General features: G+C 34.5%; 16 protein-coding genes. 5 read left to right on the top strand and 11 right to left on the bottom strand.

The features are described 5' to 3' along the window. Positions 1-39: 39 nt before the first annotated feature. The 5 genes from AMQ68_RS13785 to AMQ68_RS13805 all read right to left on the bottom strand — a co-directional run bounded on the left by AMQ68_RS13785 (position 40) and on the right by AMQ68_RS13805 (position 5,470). Positions 40-495, bottom strand: a complete 456-nt coding sequence (locus AMQ68_RS13785) for a hypothetical protein (RefSeq protein ID WP_054511223.1) — start codon at positions 493-495, stop codon at positions 40-42. A 69-nt stretch (positions 496-564) separates the two neighbouring features. Continuing rightward, positions 565-1,695, bottom strand: a complete 1,131-nt coding sequence (hppD, locus tag AMQ68_RS13790) for a 4-hydroxyphenylpyruvate dioxygenase (protein WP_054511224.1) — start codon at positions 1,693-1,695, stop codon at positions 565-567. A 243-nt stretch (positions 1,696-1,938) separates the two neighbouring features. Further along, entirely contained in the window at positions 1,939-2,718 is a 780-nt protein-coding gene (locus tag AMQ68_RS13795) for a hypothetical protein (RefSeq protein ID WP_054511225.1), read from the bottom strand. A 134-nt stretch (positions 2,719-2,852) separates the two neighbouring features. Then, positions 2,853-4,127 (bottom strand): acetyl-CoA hydrolase/transferase family protein, encoded by a 1,275-nt coding sequence (locus tag AMQ68_RS13800; protein ID WP_054511226.1) that lies wholly within the window; start codon positions 4,125-4,127, stop codon positions 2,853-2,855. A 188-nt stretch (positions 4,128-4,315) separates the two neighbouring features. After that, positions 4,316-5,470, bottom strand: coding sequence for a homogentisate 1,2-dioxygenase (locus AMQ68_RS13805; RefSeq protein ID WP_054511227.1), 1,155 nt, complete (start codon positions 5,468-5,470; stop codon positions 4,316-4,318). Positions 5,471-5,592: 122 nt separating this feature from the next. Here AMQ68_RS13805 and AMQ68_RS13810 point away from each other — a divergent pair, with 122 nt between their 5' ends. Beyond that, a complete protein-coding gene (locus AMQ68_RS13810; RefSeq protein WP_054511228.1) occupies positions 5,593-7,662 on the top strand; it encodes a TonB-dependent siderophore receptor in 2,070 nt (689 codons plus the stop codon). Between the two features lie 207 nt (positions 7,663-7,869). Next, positions 7,870-8,337 (top strand): thiol:disulfide interchange protein, encoded by a 468-nt coding sequence (locus AMQ68_RS13815; RefSeq protein ID WP_054511398.1) that lies wholly within the window; start codon positions 7,870-7,872, stop codon positions 8,335-8,337. A 105-nt stretch (positions 8,338-8,442) separates the two neighbouring features. Here AMQ68_RS13815 and AMQ68_RS13820 read toward each other — a convergent pair whose 3' ends face one another. Further along, positions 8,443-8,913: a cupin domain-containing protein gene (locus AMQ68_RS13820; protein ID WP_054511229.1), complete on the bottom strand. Its 471-nt coding sequence runs from the start codon at positions 8,911-8,913 to the stop codon at positions 8,443-8,445. After that, the gene (locus AMQ68_RS13825; RefSeq protein WP_054511230.1) at positions 8,906-9,898 is read right to left on the bottom strand and encodes an NADP-dependent oxidoreductase; all 993 of its coding nucleotides are present in this window, start codon (positions 9,896-9,898) and stop codon (positions 8,906-8,908) included. The genes AMQ68_RS13820 and AMQ68_RS13825 overlap by 8 nt, the downstream gene beginning before the upstream one ends. Positions 9,899-9,990: 92 nt before the next feature. On the opposite strand from AMQ68_RS13825, the gene AMQ68_RS13830 reads away from it, so the two are divergent. Continuing rightward, positions 9,991-10,371 (top strand): helix-turn-helix domain-containing protein, encoded by a 381-nt coding sequence (locus AMQ68_RS13830; protein ID WP_054511231.1) that lies wholly within the window; start codon positions 9,991-9,993, stop codon positions 10,369-10,371. 351 nt (positions 10,372-10,722) lie between these two features. Here the strand turns inward: AMQ68_RS13830 and AMQ68_RS13835 are convergent, their stop codons facing one another. From AMQ68_RS13835 to AMQ68_RS13850, 4 genes are all read right to left on the bottom strand, one after another. Further along, positions 10,723-11,577 carry a glycine betaine ABC transporter substrate-binding protein gene (locus AMQ68_RS13835; protein WP_054511232.1) on the bottom strand — a complete coding sequence of 285 codons (855 nt, stop codon included), beginning with the start codon at positions 11,575-11,577 and terminating at the stop codon, positions 10,723-10,725. 1 nt (position 11,578) lies between these two features. Beyond that, positions 11,579-12,406, bottom strand: a complete 828-nt coding sequence (locus AMQ68_RS13840; RefSeq protein WP_054511233.1) for a proline/glycine betaine ABC transporter permease — start codon at positions 12,404-12,406, stop codon at positions 11,579-11,581. Between the two features lies 1 nt (position 12,407). Beyond that, positions 12,408-13,658, bottom strand: a complete 1,251-nt coding sequence (locus AMQ68_RS13845; RefSeq protein ID WP_054511234.1) for a glycine betaine/L-proline ABC transporter ATP-binding protein — start codon at positions 13,656-13,658, stop codon at positions 12,408-12,410. Positions 13,659-14,179: 521 nt separating this feature from the next. Then, the gene (locus AMQ68_RS13850; protein ID WP_054511235.1) at positions 14,180-14,575 is read right to left on the bottom strand and encodes a DUF1304 domain-containing protein; all 396 of its coding nucleotides are present in this window, start codon (positions 14,573-14,575) and stop codon (positions 14,180-14,182) included. 66 nt (positions 14,576-14,641) lie between these two features. On the opposite strand from AMQ68_RS13850, the gene AMQ68_RS13855 reads away from it, so the two are divergent. Together AMQ68_RS13855 and AMQ68_RS13860 are read left to right on the top strand one after the other, a co-directional pair. Continuing rightward, positions 14,642-15,214, top strand: a complete 573-nt coding sequence (locus AMQ68_RS13855; protein WP_054511236.1) for a Crp/Fnr family transcriptional regulator — start codon at positions 14,642-14,644, stop codon at positions 15,212-15,214. Positions 15,215-15,277: 63 nt separating this feature from the next. Next, entirely contained in the window at positions 15,278-15,712 is a 435-nt protein-coding gene (locus AMQ68_RS13860) for a DoxX family membrane protein (RefSeq protein WP_054511237.1), read from the top strand. The last annotated feature ends 2 nt before the right edge of the window (positions 15,713-15,714 follow it).

Below are 15,714 nucleotides of genomic sequence, written 5' to 3' on the forward strand. Positions count from 1 at the left end.
GCTTCTTGCAATGACGAGAGTGTTCTCCCAAGATTAATATTATTTTTTTGAATACGATTCTTCATCTATCCATCTGTCTTTGGTGTTGATATCAATAAGATACAGAATATCTTTTTGCTTTGTAAGCAATAAAGTTTTGGTAACCGGAATGGGTACTTTTTTATTTTCAAGCATATTGGCTCGCAAAGAAATAATGTTCTTTTTTCTGATAATATCTCCTGTGAAAACATTTGAACTGGTTTCTCCGGTCGCTTTATCATCAAAAACTTCTACATAGGTAGCGTTATTTCCTTTAATAATAATAAAATCCCTTTCTGTGTGGTCTTCTGCGTCTTTTATGAAAACAAATTTTTTGTTGTCTACACTTTCATTTTCCAGATGCTGATTAATGCCTTTTTTTTCTTCAAGGATGGTAAGAATTTCATTCATTGATCCGTATTGTGCTTTTAAACCCAATGCTCCCAAAAATAAAACTCCGATAAATAATTTTTTCATAATAAGTGTTTATAAAAAAGTTTTGCCAAGACTGTGAATCCTGACAAAACTTATAATTGTATTTTTAAATTAAAGATTACCTCTTCTGTCTTGCTCTCTTTCTAATGCTTCGAACAATGCTTTGAAGTTACCTGCACCAAAACTCTGTGCACCGTGTCTTTCAATGATTTCGAAGAAAAGAGTAGGGCGGTCTTCTACAGGCTTTGTAAAGATTTGTAAAAGATATCCTTCTTCATCATGATCAATAAGTATACCTAAATCCTGTAATTTCTTAAGATCTTCGTCAATATGACCCACTCTTTCAGGAACCATATCGTAATACGCTTCCGGTGGAGCAGAAAGGAATTCTACACCACGTTTTTTAAGTTCAGTTACCGTATGGATGATATCTCTTGTAGCGACTGCGATGTGTTGTACCCCTTCTCCTTCGTAGAAATCAAGATATTCTTCTACCTGAGATTTCTTTTTACCTTCTGCAGGCTCATTGATAGGGAATTTTGCAAATCCGTTTCCGTTAGACATTACTTTAGACATCAATGCAGAATATTCTGTATTAATTTGTTTATCGTCAAAAGAAAGAATGTTTACAAATCCCATTACTTTTTCGTACCATTCTACCGTAGGAATCATTCTGTCCCAGCCTACATTTCCAACACAGTGGTCTACGTATAATAAACCTGCTTCTTCTGGCTGATAGTCACTTTCCCACTTCTCAAAACCAGGCATGAAAGGTCCTGTGTAGTTTTTTCTTTCAATAAACATGTGAATAGTCTCTCCGTAAGTATATACTCCAGACATTTTTACCTCACCATGCTCATCTGTTAACGTTACAGGCTCTAAATATGGTTTTCCACCTCTTTTTGTAGTTTCTTCGAAAGCTTTATAAGCATCATCTACCCAAAGTGCCAATACTTTTACTCCATCACCATGTTTTTTTACGTGTTCGTTGATTGGTGAGTCAGACTTAAGACCAGTCGTTAAGATTAGTCTAATTTTTCCTTGTTGAAGAACATAAGATGCACGGTCTCTTACTCCTGTTTCAGGACCAGCGTATGCTACAGACTGAAAACCGAAAGCGGTTTTGTAATAATGAGCAGCCTGTTTAGCATTTCCTACATAAAACTCAATGTAATCTGTACCATTAATTGGTAAAAAATTCTCTGCTTGAGCAATTTTTTCGGCAAATGTAAGTGTTGACATATTTTCTCTTTTACTTTTATTTTATAGGTATGCAAAATACAAAAATCCTTGAAACCTTAAAAATAATAATAGCGAATCGTTACAGATACTTAACATAATGGTAAAGAAGAGTTCATTTAAGTATATTTAAGTTTCTTATGTTACATTTGGGTTGGTTATATTTGTGTACACAAATAAAATGAAAGAAAAATATTTCGAAAATATGAAAGCCGTAGAGATCTACGGCTTTCATTGATTTTATGATTAAGATTTCTTATTTAATCGCCCTGCATCGGGGTTATAATTGTCCCAAATTTTCCAACAGTTATTTATTTTTTTTATAAAATAAATTTGTGTATTGAGTTGGTTTACAAAGTGTTCTTCACCTGTTTCGCCTACTTTAAACAAAAGATTCCAGAATTCCTGAGATTCTAATATTTTTTTTTCAGGTTCATCCGTCACAATATGAATATCGAAAACTTCAAAGTTCGATCGGTTGTTTTTGGTGACCAATTGAAAATCTCTGTCACATAATTCTTTACTGAATTGTGAGGCTCTCTCCAAAAATGGTGAATCATCAAAAACCAATGGTTTGAACAATTCCGTCTTATGATTAGGGAAATTTTTATAAAATTCAAAAACTGTAGCACAATAATCGAAGACCATTTGCTTTAAAAAAGTATGGTCATCAGAATCATTTTCCTGTTTTTTATCTTTTACAAACTGGATATAGGAATTAAGGTCTTTATACCCTAAAAAAATACATATTTTATCTAGCGTTTTTAAAAACCTTAAATCGTTATGGGTTTTGTCCTGATAATCATTTTCGAAAAACCGCTGCAGGGTAACATGCGAAATCGTATTTCCTATTTCGAATTTTTTTCCGCCTTTCATCTCTTCAGATTCCGACAGCTCGTCTTTGATGATCTCAGAAAGAATAATATAATGGCTTCTCTTCCATTCGTCTACATTCCCTAACACGGAGTTATTTACTTTAGAATGCTTTACAACTTCCTCTCTTATTGAATTATATATAGTCTTCAAGTTCTAGATTTTAAAAGTGATTTTATCAAAAATACTGCCAAAACTTTAAGGCTTTTTTTATGATTTTTTTATGTTAAGTTAAAATACGTCTTTTTTATATGAATTAAATTTAAATCAAGGAATAATTTCCAATATTAACACTTGAACCTTTCAAAAGCTGCTCTTTCTAACATTTCTCTGTCATCTGGATGCGCAATGCTGATGAGTTCCTGAGCTCTTTGGCGCAAATTTTTACCATACAAATATGCAGTTCCGTATTCAGTAACCACCCAATGAATGTGACCTCTTGTGGTAACAACGCCTGCCCCCTGTTTTAGGAAAGGAACAATTCTTGAAATTCCTTTTTTAGTTCTTGAAGTGATGGCGATGATGGGTTTTCCTTCCTCACTCAAGGCAGCGCCTCTCATAAAGTCCATTTGGCCACCAATTCCACTATACTGCATCGTTCCGATAGAATCTGCGCACACTTGTCCTGTAAGATCAATTTCAATAGCCGAATTAATTGCAACCATTTTGTTGTTTCTCATGATGTTGATTGGGAAGTTAACATCACTTACATCCTTGAAATCAAACACCGTATTATCATCTACATAATCGTACAGTTTTTTGGTTCCGAAACAGAAACTTGTAATGGTTTTATTGTCGTTGTATCCTTTATATTTATTGTTGATAACGTCATTTTGAATCAGATCGATAACACCGTCACTTAGCATTTCGGTATGTACTCCAAGATCTTTATGATTACTCAGACATTTTAAAACCGCATCAGGAATAGTTCCGATACCCATCTGTAAGGTTGATCTGTCATCAATAAGTTCAGCTACATTTTTACCGACAAGCATTTCGTCAGGTCCTACTTTAGAACCATAATCTACTGTTTGAAGCTCTTCTTCATGCCAAACCAATTTGTGAATTCTGCTGATATGAATCATTCCGTCACCATGGGTTCTCGGCATTAGAGGATTCACAATGGCTACTACTAATTTAGCAGTGTCTACAGCGGCTCTTGCAACATCTACCGAAGTTCCCAATGTGCAAAATCCATGTTTGTCTGGTGGAGAAACAGTAATTAAAGCAACATCTAATGGTAAAATGTTTTTTCTGAAAAGAATAGGAATTTCACTTAAAAAAATGGGAACATAATCTCCATTTTCGGAATTGACCGCATTTCTTACGGGAGTTGAAACAAATAACGAGTTAACGAAAAAACTGTCTTTATATTCAGGTTTGGCAATTTCCACATTTCCTTGTTGGGTAATAGAAACCATTTCTACATTTTGTAATCTGTGAGATTGCCTTGCCAATTCATCAATCAAATAATTCGGAGTACATGCACTTCCATGGAAGAATACACGGTTTCCACTTTTTACGGTATATACGGCCTCTTCTGCACTTATATAATTGTACATAGTAAAGTTTTAATAATTATTATTTTACGATTTTAATTACTTTAAAGATAGTTCATATTGCGTTTATCTGCTTTAAAAAAAGCGGTGTTTTTTTCAAACATTTGTCATATTCTAAAAAAAATAAGAACTAAATATGCATCTAGTTCTTATTTTATATTTGAAACCTGTTAGGTTTAGTATTTTGAATATTATTCTTCCAACCAAGAAGTTTTGTATGAAGGATCTTCCACTTTCATGGCTTCTTCTGTAATTTTCAATGGACGGAAAGGATCTACCATTACGGCATATTCTTCTGTGAATTTTTTACCGATACTTCTTTCCATTGCTCCTGGGTGAGGCCCGTGAACGATTCCTCCTGGGTGAAGCGTAAAATCCATTAAGTCGATATGATTACGGCTCATGAAATCTCCTTCTGTATAGAATAAAACCTCATCAGAATCTATATTAGAATGATTGTAAGGCGCAGGAATTGCCATCGGATGATAGTCATACATTCTTGCACAGAACGAACACACGACAAAATTATGGGCCTCAAAAGTCTGGTGTACTGGAGGCGGTTGGTGAATTCTCCCCGTAATAGGCTCGAAGTTTTTAATATTAAATTTATAAGGATAGAAATAACCATCCCAACCTACAACGTCAAATGGATGTGTTGCATAGATGAAATCGGTAATTTGATTTTCTTTTTTTACTTTAATTAAAAATTCTCCTTTTTCATCTTTAGGTTCAACAAAAGTGGGTGCAATAATATCTCTTTCGCAGAAAGGAGAATGCTCCAAAAGCTGTCCGAATTCGTTTCTGTATCTTTTTGGGGTGTAAATTGGAGAGTGACTTTCTACAACAAAGAAAACAGTGTCATCAGAATGTAATTCAACCTGATAAATTGTTCCTCTCGGAATAATTAAGTAATCACCAACAGAAAAATCAAGATTTCCTACAAAAGTTTTCAACACGCCGCTTCCGTTATGAACATATAAAAGTTCGTCACATTCTGCATTTTTATAGAAATAATCCATCGACTTTCTTGGCTTTGCCAATCCCATTTTAAGGTCGTTGTTCACCAAAAGGATCTTGCGGCTGTCCATAAAATCATCTTCAGGGGTTACATTCATTCCCTTAAACATTCTTGGGGTAACGTTTTTATCAACGGCAATTTTCGGGGTTACATCTTTGGGTTCACCAATAGACTTTATTTGAGTCGGGCGGTGAATATGGTACAGCAAAGAAGAGATTCCATGAAAACCTTCCGTTCCGAAAAGCTGTTCATAGTAAAATTTATCTTCCGGAGACTTAAAAATAGTGTGTCTCTTTGGTGGGATGTTTCCCGAATGGTTATATCGCATTTTACCTTTATATGTAGTTTCTCAAATTTAATAATTTTTCATGAATTGTTTTTAACAATATTTTTTCAATGAGTTTTGCTGTTCTAAAAATAATTGTTAGATTTGTCTAACAATTTTAATTCATGAAACGAATATTATTCTCTATTGTCTTTTTATCTAGTTATTGTTTTTCGCAGGAAACCGATAGTTTGAATGTAAGTCAACCAAAAAAAATGGATTCTGTGAAAATTCCTTCAAGAGAAGAGAAGACCAAACTTATTGATGATGTTGTGATCACCGGAACCATAAAACCAATCAGCAGATCAAAGAGTCCTGTAGCAGTGGAAATTTACAGTCAGAAGTTTTTTCAGAAAAATCCGACTCCCAATATTTTCGAAGCCATTGCAATGGTTAACGGTGTGAAACCTCAATTGAATTGTTCGGTTTGTAACACAGGCGATATTCACATCAACGGTTTGGAAGGACCTTATACGATGATTTTAATTGATGGAATGCCTATTGTAAGTTCGCTTTCTACGGTATATGGTTTAAGCGGGATTCCCAATAGTTTGATTGATAGAATTGAGGTGGTGAAAGGGCCTGCATCCTCTCTTTATGGTTCGGAAGCGATGGGTGGAGTGATTAATATTATCACTAAAAATGCTCTGACCGCTCCGAAATTGAGTATCGATTTTATGACAACGAGCTGGAGTGAAAACAATCTGGATCTGTCCACAAAATTTAATGTTGGAAAAAATGCAGCTTCATTATTGAGTTTAAATTATTTCAGTTTTAATGAAAGAATAGATCAGAATAAAGATAATTTCACAGATTCTGCTTTACAAAACAGAATTTCAGTTTTCAACAAATGGAATTTCCAAAGAAAGGAAAACAGGATGGCAAGTTTTGCGCTAAGATATTTGTATGAAGACCGTTTTGGAGGAGAAATGCAGTGGAATAAATCTTACAGAGGAAGCGATGAGGTATATGGAGAAAGTATTTATACCAATAGAGTAGAAGCTTTCGGGATGTATCAATGGCCCATGAAAGAGCAGATTATTACCCAGTTTTCCTATAACTATCATGATCAGAATTCATATTACGGAACGAATCCTTTTATAGCACTGCAAAAAGTAGCTTTTGTTCAAACATATTGGGATAAAAAATTGGGAAATCATGATTTGATTGCAGGCGTTACTTTCAAAAGAACTTTTTATGATGATAATACTCCCGGAACTTTATCAGGAGACGGAGTGACGAATGAGCCGATGAAATCTCCAATTTTTGGAGCGTTTATTCAGGATCAATGGGAAATCAATGATAAAAATACCTTTTTGTTGGGTTATAGGTTTGATTACGATAAGATTCATCATTCTGTTCATTCACCAAGGTTTGCTTGGAAATATTCTCCTAATCCGTATCATACGCTGCGATTAAATTTTGGGACAGGTTTCCGAGTGGTGAATTTATTTACAGAAGACCATGCGGCTTTAACAGGGTCTCGTGAAGTGGTGATTAAAGACAACTTAAAACCTGAAAGATCGATTAATGGAAATTTAAATTATGTCTGGAAAATTCCTGTTGGAGGGAAGTTAATTAATTTGGATGCTTCCGCGTTCTACACCTATTTCAGTAATAAAATTGTAGGTGATTTTGATACTGATCCTCAGAAAATTATTTATGATAATCTCCACGGTTATGGTGTTTCCAGAGGCGCTTCAATGAATGTAGATTTCAGTTTTAGCTTTCCGCTGAGTGTTAATTTGGGAGTTACCTATCTTAATGTATATCAGAAATTTGATGGAGCAGAAGAAAAAGTTCAGCAACTTCATGCTCCAAAATGGAGTGGAACCTATAGTTTGACCTATACATTCCCAAGTAATTTGGTGATTGATTTTACCGGACAGTTTTATGGTCCGATGCGATTGCCTGTGTTACCGAATGATTACAGACCGGAATATTCTCCTTTCTATTCATTAGCGAATATTCAGGTTTCAAGAAGTTTCAAATCAGGATTTGAAGTGTATTGCGGAGTGAAAAACCTTTTCAATTTCACTCCGAACGATCCTTTGATGAGACCGTTTGATCCATTTGATAAACATGTTGATGATCCGATCAATAATCCCAATCATTATACTTTTGATACCACTTACGGATATGCTCCGATGCAAAGAATCAGAGGGTTTCTGGGGGTAAAATATACTTTGAAGTAGTAATAATGTTAGTATGTAATAAAAATGAAATGTTTTACCACAAAAGGAACAAAAGAAATGATTGGAAAAAGTATAATAAAAGTTTACAAAATGTAAAGTTCTAAAGCTTCATGCTTTTGTAGGCTTTTAAGTATCTCAAAACGGAGTGAAAATCTTTTGTCTCTTTTGTGGTTAAAAATAAAATCAGTGAATCCTAAAATATATGAAATGAAACTTGTAACGATATTTTTATTTTTAATGTTTGTGCCTTGTCTTTGTCTCTCGCAGATAAAGACGGGCACTTTTTATGATGTGGAGATTGGGCAAAAAGATACTCCAAAACCTATCATTATTCATCTTTATACTGATTGGTGTGCGGTCTGCAAGATTGAATCTTTTCAATTAAATAAAGACAAAGATTTGGTTAAAATGATCAACAATAATTTTTATTTCATCAATTTCGAAGCGGAAAAAACTAAAGATACCATCCATTTTCAGGGAAAAGAATTCAGTTATCTGCCGAACGGAAATTCAGGAATTCATGAACTGGCGTTGGCTTTATCTAAAAATAAAAAACAGCCTGTGTATCCGTTATGGATTATTTTGGATTCAAACCAAAAATTGATTTATTATCATGAAGGGGAATTTAAACCTGAAAAAATGAATCAAAAACTTGAAGAGATTTTAAAACTATAATTTGTCTCTCGCAGATTTTGCTGATTTCGCAGATGATTGTGTTTAAGGTTAATTTTCTTTAAATTCCAAAAAAATCTGCGTTATCTGCAAAATCAGCGAGAGAAACTATTTCTCAGCATCAATCAAAACAGCCAATTGAATGCATGGCTCATCAGAGCGATTACTCCAAGCATGATTCGTCCCTCGTTGAATCACAATATCACCAGGTTTTAAAAGTGTTTCTCCTTCCTCCATGATCAAATACAATTCTCCGGAAAGGATGACAATATAGTCTAAAGTCTGCGTCTGATGCATCATCGGATGAGGTTTTCCAGTTTTAAACTCAACACCTAGATCTTTATCTGGCGGAATTGAAACATATCTGAAAAAGGTTCCGTTTTTTGGAGTCTGTGGAAATCCTGTGTTGGGAATTTGAGTTTCAAGATCTAAACTTGCCGGCATTTTCTGCGTGTTCCAAATATCTGAAATAACCAGACCTGGAAGATGTTCAACAGCATTTTCTACCTGTTGGTCTTCAATGATAGTGGATTTTCCGTTTTTGATTCCTGTTACGATTCTTCTTGGTATTTTATTCATGAGTCATGATTAATTTATTTCCTTGAGTTTGATTGTTTTTTAGGATGGAATGCGCTTTCAAAACGGTTTCTAGTGAAAGTGATCCGACAATTTTATAATTTGGTGGAGTGATGATTTGGTTTTCAATCAGTCTTGAAATTTCATTTAAACTGTTTTTATAATATGGATAGTTTTTGGTCATTCCGTATGCGTAATTGGAGATATTCATGATTATGCTTCCTTTGTTAAAAAGCGTTTCTCGAGATTCCTTTGTTGTTAAAGCAGTGACATCAACATATATTCCATTGATTTTTAAAACTTCCGCGGTAATTTCTGACATGTAATTTCCCACAAGATCAACTCCAACATCAAAGAATTGACTGTTATTAGCACTAAGAATATTTTCAACTAAATTTTCATTTTTATAATTAATTATTTGATGACTTTTCAATCCCATATTTAAGAGAAGATTTCTGTTTTCCTCAGTTCCCACTGTTGCCGTTATATTGCTGAAATCATTAGCCAGCGAAAGTTTAATTAAAAAAGAACCGACACCGCCAGTTGCTCCTGTAATCAACACTGAGTCATTTTGATTGATTTCTAAACGATTAAAAATCTGTAAAGCAGTCATTCCCACAGATGGAATAGCAGCTGCCTGTTCAAAAGAAATATTCTTAGGTTTTAGGGCAACGATTGTTTCCGGAACGGCAATGAATTCAGTATAAGTTCCGTTACTTCCCATAGAACCACTTCCACAAAAAACTTCATCTCCAATATTGAATTGAGTAACATCGTTGCCTTTATCAACAATAATTCCTGAAAGTTCACGTCCTAAAATTGGGGAGCTGATGAGTTTTCTTTCCAACTCGTTTTCCAACATCTGATAATCGATAGGATTAAAACCACTGGTTTTTATCTGTATTAAAACTTCGTCACTTTTAGGTTGAGGTTTTTCGGTAAAACCATCTTCCAATTGAAAATTTTCATTTAAAATAACTGCTTTCATAATTGTAATTTGAGCTACAAATCTAAAAATAGATTAGTTTATATTTGCTACTAGTTAACTATTGGTAACTAGTAACGTTAAAGTAACTATCGATGGCAAAAATTATAGAAAACGGAGTAGAACGGGAAGCAAACTGCACAGAAGAATTGTTCGCCATGCGCGACAGTCTAGACGTTTTGGGAGGGAAATGGAAACTGATGATTCTACGGTATTTAACAAATCGGACCAACCAAAGTATTCATTTTAAAAAATTAGAAAGAGGAATTGAAGGGATTTCTGCCAAGATGTTGAGCAAAGAATTAAAAGAATTAGAAATTAATTTACTCATTACCCGAACCATTCAGGATACCAAACCGATTACCGTGGTTTATGCTGTGACTGAATATGGAAAATCTGTATTTCCGGTGACGGAAACATTAGTGAATTGGGGATTGCTTCATCGGGAGAAAATTAAAGAATCGATGAGTTCTTAATAATTAAGCTTCTTTTTAAAAAGTATGTTTAAGCTAACTAAAAATTTAACCACAAAAGGAAACAAAAGATTAACACTTTAGTATTTTTAGTTAATTATTAAACCGCTAATAAGAACACATAAGTTTTAAAAATCTTTGCATATTGAGCGGAGTCGAAATATTATTCTTTTAAGTCGCTTTTGCTTTCTAGCAATTAAACAATGTTTAAGAATCTGCGAATAGCTTTTGTCCCTTTTGCGGTTAAAATATAAAATCTCTCACAGATTAAGCAAATTCAGCAGTTTTTTTAGAAAAATAATCTGTGAAATCAGCAAAATCTGCGAGAGAAATTAAAGAATAATTTTATTGAAATTAATTTTTATCCAGCCATAATTTCACAAGTTCAGAATGATCTTCCACCCATTTCTTAGCCGTGGCTTCTTTGTCTTTACTGTCTTCCATTTTAGTTAAAAGATCAGCCATGTTTTCATCATCAAAATGTACTTTAGAAAAGAATTTTGCCAATTCGGGATGATCTTTAGCAAAGCTTTTTCTGCTGTATGTTTTAATCTGTTCTGCATCACCAAAGGTCTTTTTGGGATCTTGAAGAAACTTAAGTTTCATTTTACCAAACATCCAGTGAGGTTGCCATCCTGCTACAACAATCCATTGTTTACGTTGCATGGCATTCTGTAATTCGGTGATCATGGCAATGGTTGAAGAGTTGATTTGCTTGTAATCCAGTTGATAATCAATAATGGCTTTATCTGTTCCAGAAGTCAATCCAGCTCCTTTTTCAATTCCAATGATTCTGTGATTGAATTGATCCTGATGCTGATTTAATTCTTCTATCGAATTAATCGGGACATATTCGGGAACCACCAATCCTATGCGACCGTTGTCATAGTTGGTTCCAAGGTTAATTAATCCCGGAAATTTGGCAACTTTTTTAGCATGCGTGTAAGGTAACCAAACACCCATAAAAAGGTCTGTATCTTCATTATTCATAGAAGCTAGAATCATATCCGTAGATGCCTTTTGAATGATGACATGATATCCTTGCTCATCCAAAATGGCTTTGGCAACGTGCGTCATGGCTACATCTTCTGCCCAGCCGTCAACCATTCCGATGGTTATATATTTAGAGTTTTTTATATTTTCACATGAATTCAATACACCGAATACGGCAATTAAAACTGGAAAAAATAAGTATTTTAATTTCTTCATTTTATTGTTTTTTCTTTACAAATCCCTGAGTAATTCGGTCAAGAATAATGGCTAAAATCACCACAGATAATCCACTTTCAAATCCTAATCCGATATCCAGATTATTAATTCCTTCCAATACTTTTTCACCTAAACCGCCTGCAGCAATCATTCCGGCAATCACCACCATAGATAATGATAATAATATCGTTTGATTGATCCCTGCTAAAATGGTTTTCATAGCTAAAGGAAGTTCCACTTTAAATAAAATCTGACGGTTGGTAGCACCAAAAGCTCTGGCTGCTTCTACAATATCTTTCGGAACCGCTTCAATTCCTAAGGTCGTTAATCGTACGGCTGGCGGCATTGCAAAAATAATCGTTGCAAAGGCTCCCGGTACTTTACCAATACTGAAAAATAGTACGGCAGGAATTAGGTAGACGAAGGCTGGCATTGTTTGCATTAAATCCAGCATTGGGCGGATGATTTTTGCAGCCAATTTACTTTTAGCCGCCCAGATTCCCAAAGGAACAGAGATGACCAACGCGGTAATGGTTGCGACAAAAATTAGGGCCAGAGTTTCCATGGTTTCTCTCCATAATCCCATTAAAAATATTAAAGTAAGTCCGGCCACGGTCATAATAGCGATGCCTTTTCCGGCTTTCCACCATGCCAATAGCGTAAAAAGGAGGATGATAATATAAAAAGGAGTGTTTACCAAAGCCCACTCAATTCCCATGATAGAGGAGTTTCCTACATGTTTTATGACATCGAATACAGGTTTCCCGTTTTCTGTGAGCCAATTGATTGCAGTTTCTACATATTGACCTATATCTATAGTTTTATTCATCTTATTGATTGTTTGCGATTTCTTTTAATTCTATGATCTCTTCTTCATTAAACTTTGTAGCTTCTATGATGAGAGATAATTGGGTAACAAGACCTAAAAATTTATTGTTTTCATCTACTACTGCGATGGCCGATTTACTTCCGGAAATTAGCGGTAACATTTCTTCAACCGTTGCTTCCGCATAAACCGACGGAACATTGCTGTTGATAATTGATTCTACTGTAGGTTCTTTCTTCTTGGCGATTCTCACCACATCATTAAGCGTTACAAATCCTAAGAATTTATTTTGAAAATCTACGACTGGTAAGGTTTCCAAACCGGTTGTTCTCATTTTTCTTAAAGCTCCCTCAGGACCGTCTTTTCTGAAACGTACCACAGTAGCTTTATCGAACATTAAAGATTTGGCGGTGATAATTGTTTTACGGTCTACTTTTTCCACAAAAGCTTTTACATAATCGCTGGCAGGATTGGTTAAGATATCCTCAGCCGTTCCTATTTGCTCTATCACGCCGTCTTTCATAATGACGATACGGTCTCCAATTTTAATGGCCTCGTCTAAGTCATGGGTAATGAAGACAATGGTTTTTTGTAGGGTATCTTGCAATTCAAGCATCTGATCCTGCATTTCAGATTTGATTAAAGGATCGAGAGCGGAGAAAGCTTCATCCATCAATAAAACTTCAGGATCGTTAGCCAATGCTCTTGCCAATCCTACTCGCTGTTGCATTCCTCCTGAAAGTTGAGAGGGAAACTGATTTTCAAAACCATTTAATCCTACAATATCCAGTGCTTTCTGGGCTTTTTCATCACGAGAAGCTTTATTTTCACCTCTAATTTCCAGTCCGAAACCTGCATTATCTAAAACGTTATGATGGGGTAGCAGTCCAAATTTTTGAAATACCATACTCATCTCTGTTCTTCTTACCTCCAGAAGTTCTTTGTTATTTTTATCGGTAATATTATCATCATTGATATATACTTTTCCTGAAGTAGGCTCATTCAGTCGGTTAAGGCAACGCAGCAAAGTAGATTTCCCACTTCCTGATAATCCCATGATTACAAAGAATTCACCTTCGTAGATTTCAAAACTCGCTTTGTTGATTCCCACGGTGCAACCCGTTTTTTCAAGAATTTCCTTTTTGGAAAAACCTTTGTCTAAAAGTTCCTGTGCTTTTTCTTTGTTTTTGCCAAAAATAATCGTCAGATCTTCAACTTTAAGTTTTACTTTTCTACCGTTTTCATTTTTTTCCATATTCAGAATTTTTCAATTAATAAATGATATAAGAAATTGTACATCACTTAAATGATTATACGTTTAATCTTGGTTGTTCTGCTAATGGAGATAGTACAAAATAGTCTGTAAGAGCTTTTAATAATAAAAACTTTTTACAATAAAATATGAGCATAAAAACCTGTGGCCTTATGTCTATATTTTAAATATTTCAATAGATTATACTCTAGAAAAAGAGTGTATCATGTAAAAAAGAAGTTAATCTTTTAAATAGATTCTACAATTAAATTACGGATGATGTAATTACAGATATGTGTACTGAACAACTTGAATTCCTACATGTCATCAAAATGTAGGCCAGCATAAAAAAGCTGTGTATCAATTTCTTATGATGGTGCAAATTTACGACTTTTATATTAAATGGATTTTTTGAGCCTTAAGAAGCTGGTCCTAAGCCTGATTGGAGAACGGAATATTTAGAGTCATTTTGCTCTGTCAGTCGAGGTAAGAAATATGAATTTTAAGAATAAATCTTAAACGGATTAGCACAATGTGTGCATGAAATTAAAAAAAGTACTCAGAACCACGGCAATTATTGCCAGGATAGCCGGCAATGCCTGAACAAAAAATATTTTCTTCGTTGCAGAAATGGCCCCATAAATTCCTGCGATAGCCACACAACTCAAGAAAAATAAGGATACATTGGTTTGCCATTTCGGATCTTCAATCAATAAAGACCAAATTAATCCTGCAGCCAGAAAACCATTGTAAAGTCCCTGATTGGCGGCCAATCCTTTAGTAGGTTTGAACATTTCTGCGGGTAAAGCAGCTTTGAAAACTTCTTTTCCTTTTGTTTCCCAGGCAAACATTTCCATCCAAAGAATGTAGAGGTGTTCTATTGCGACTAAGGCGATCAAAATTTTTGCAACGATGTCCATGATTTATTGTTTTTTGGAATTGTAAAACTAAAAAAATAAAGTTAAGTTTGATTACTAAATTTTACAATGGAAACTTTCAAAGCACATTTAGATAAATTCATTACGATCACTGACGAAGAATTTACTTCTATCATTTCTTTTTTTCAAATTCTGAAAGTGAAAAAGAAAGAAAATCTGATGCTTGAAGGTGATATCTGTAAATTTAAATATTTCGTGTTGGAAGGATGTTTAAGAAAATTTTTCATCAACGAAAAAGGAGTAGAGCAAACCACGGAATTTGCCATAGAAAAATGGTGGATGTCTGATACTTTTGCCTTTGAAAAACAAATGAAATCAAGCTTTAATATTCAGTCTGTAGAAAACTCGAGTCTTTTGGTTATCGATTTTCAATCTCAGGAACTTTTATTGGAAAAGCATCCGATTATGGAACGTTATTTCAGAATGGTATACCAGACTGCTTATGCAGCGGCAGAAAAAAGAATTCGTTATATTTATGAGATGACGAAAGAAGAATATTATGTGCATTTCAGTACGTTGTATCCTTGGTTTATTCAAAGAATTCCACAATATTTGATTGCTTCATTTCTAGGTTTTACTCCGGAATATTTGAGTGAAATCAGAGCCAAATTACGTTCTTAAACCAGTTTAAGATTTTTACAATATAGAAGTCGCAACTTTGCCTTGTTCATAAAAACAACGATCATGACAGGCAAAAAAGATTTTCAATTCCCGCAACTGTTTTTAAGGTTAGCCATCTCTGTTACAATGCTTTCTGCAGTTGCCGACCGATTCGGATTTTGGGGTAAAAACTCAGCTTGGGGAAACTGGGCGAATTTTGAAAAATATACCCAACAACTGACTTCTTTTCTTCCTGAAAGTCTAAGTGTTTTTTCAGCCTATTTCGCCACTTTTTTAGAAATTCTATTTCCATTATTATTACTTATCGGATTTAAAACGAAGATCGCCGCTTACGGCGCTGGTTTTTTATTGCTCATTTTCGCTTTATCCATGACAATGGCTTTAGGAGTTAAAGCTCCTCTGGATTATTCTGTCTGGGTAGGAAGTGCAGGCGCTTTTTTATTGGCAAGTCAACATCAATTTTCATTAAGTATCGACGAATTAATCAAGAATAAATAATC

Source organism: Chryseobacterium sp. ERMR1:04, from assembly GCF_001297705.1.
Taxonomy (GTDB): Bacteria; Bacteroidota; Bacteroidia; order Flavobacteriales; family Weeksellaceae; genus Chryseobacterium.

Coding starts and splice junctions, on each gene's coding strand:
- AMQ68_RS13840 (WP_054511233.1), bottom strand. CDS start 12,406: ATGAATAAAACTATAGATATAGGTCAATATGTAGAAACTGCAATCAAT.
- AMQ68_RS13835 (WP_054511232.1), bottom strand. CDS start 11,577: ATGAAGAAATTAAAATACTTATTTTTTCCAGTTTTAATTGCCGTATTC.
- AMQ68_RS13830 (WP_054511231.1), top strand. CDS start 9,991: ATGGCAAAAATTATAGAAAACGGAGTAGAACGGGAAGCAAACTGCACA.
- AMQ68_RS13785 (WP_054511223.1), bottom strand. CDS start 495: ATGAAAAAATTATTTATCGGAGTTTTATTTTTGGGAGCATTGGGTTTA.
- AMQ68_RS13820 (WP_054511229.1), bottom strand. CDS start 8,913: ATGAATAAAATACCAAGAAGAATCGTAACAGGAATCAAAAACGGAAAA.
- AMQ68_RS13850 (WP_054511235.1), bottom strand. CDS start 14,575: ATGGACATCGTTGCAAAAATTTTGATCGCCTTAGTCGCAATAGAACAC.
- AMQ68_RS13815 (WP_054511398.1), top strand. CDS start 7,870: ATGAAACTTGTAACGATATTTTTATTTTTAATGTTTGTGCCTTGTCTT.
- AMQ68_RS13855 (WP_054511236.1), top strand. CDS start 14,642: ATGGAAACTTTCAAAGCACATTTAGATAAATTCATTACGATCACTGAC.
- AMQ68_RS13825 (WP_054511230.1), bottom strand. CDS start 9,898: ATGAAAGCAGTTATTTTAAATGAAAATTTTCAATTGGAAGATGGTTTT.
- AMQ68_RS13860 (WP_054511237.1), top strand. CDS start 15,278: ATGACAGGCAAAAAAGATTTTCAATTCCCGCAACTGTTTTTAAGGTTA.
- AMQ68_RS13810 (WP_054511228.1), top strand. CDS start 5,593: ATGAAACGAATATTATTCTCTATTGTCTTTTTATCTAGTTATTGTTTT.
- AMQ68_RS13805 (WP_054511227.1), bottom strand. CDS start 5,470: ATGCGATATAACCATTCGGGAAACATCCCACCAAAGAGACACACTATT.
- AMQ68_RS13800 (WP_054511226.1), bottom strand. CDS start 4,127: ATGTACAATTATATAAGTGCAGAAGAGGCCGTATATACCGTAAAAAGT.
- AMQ68_RS13845 (WP_054511234.1), bottom strand. CDS start 13,658: ATGGAAAAAAATGAAAACGGTAGAAAAGTAAAACTTAAAGTTGAAGAT.
- hppD (WP_054511224.1), bottom strand. CDS start 1,695: ATGTCAACACTTACATTTGCCGAAAAAATTGCTCAAGCAGAGAATTTT.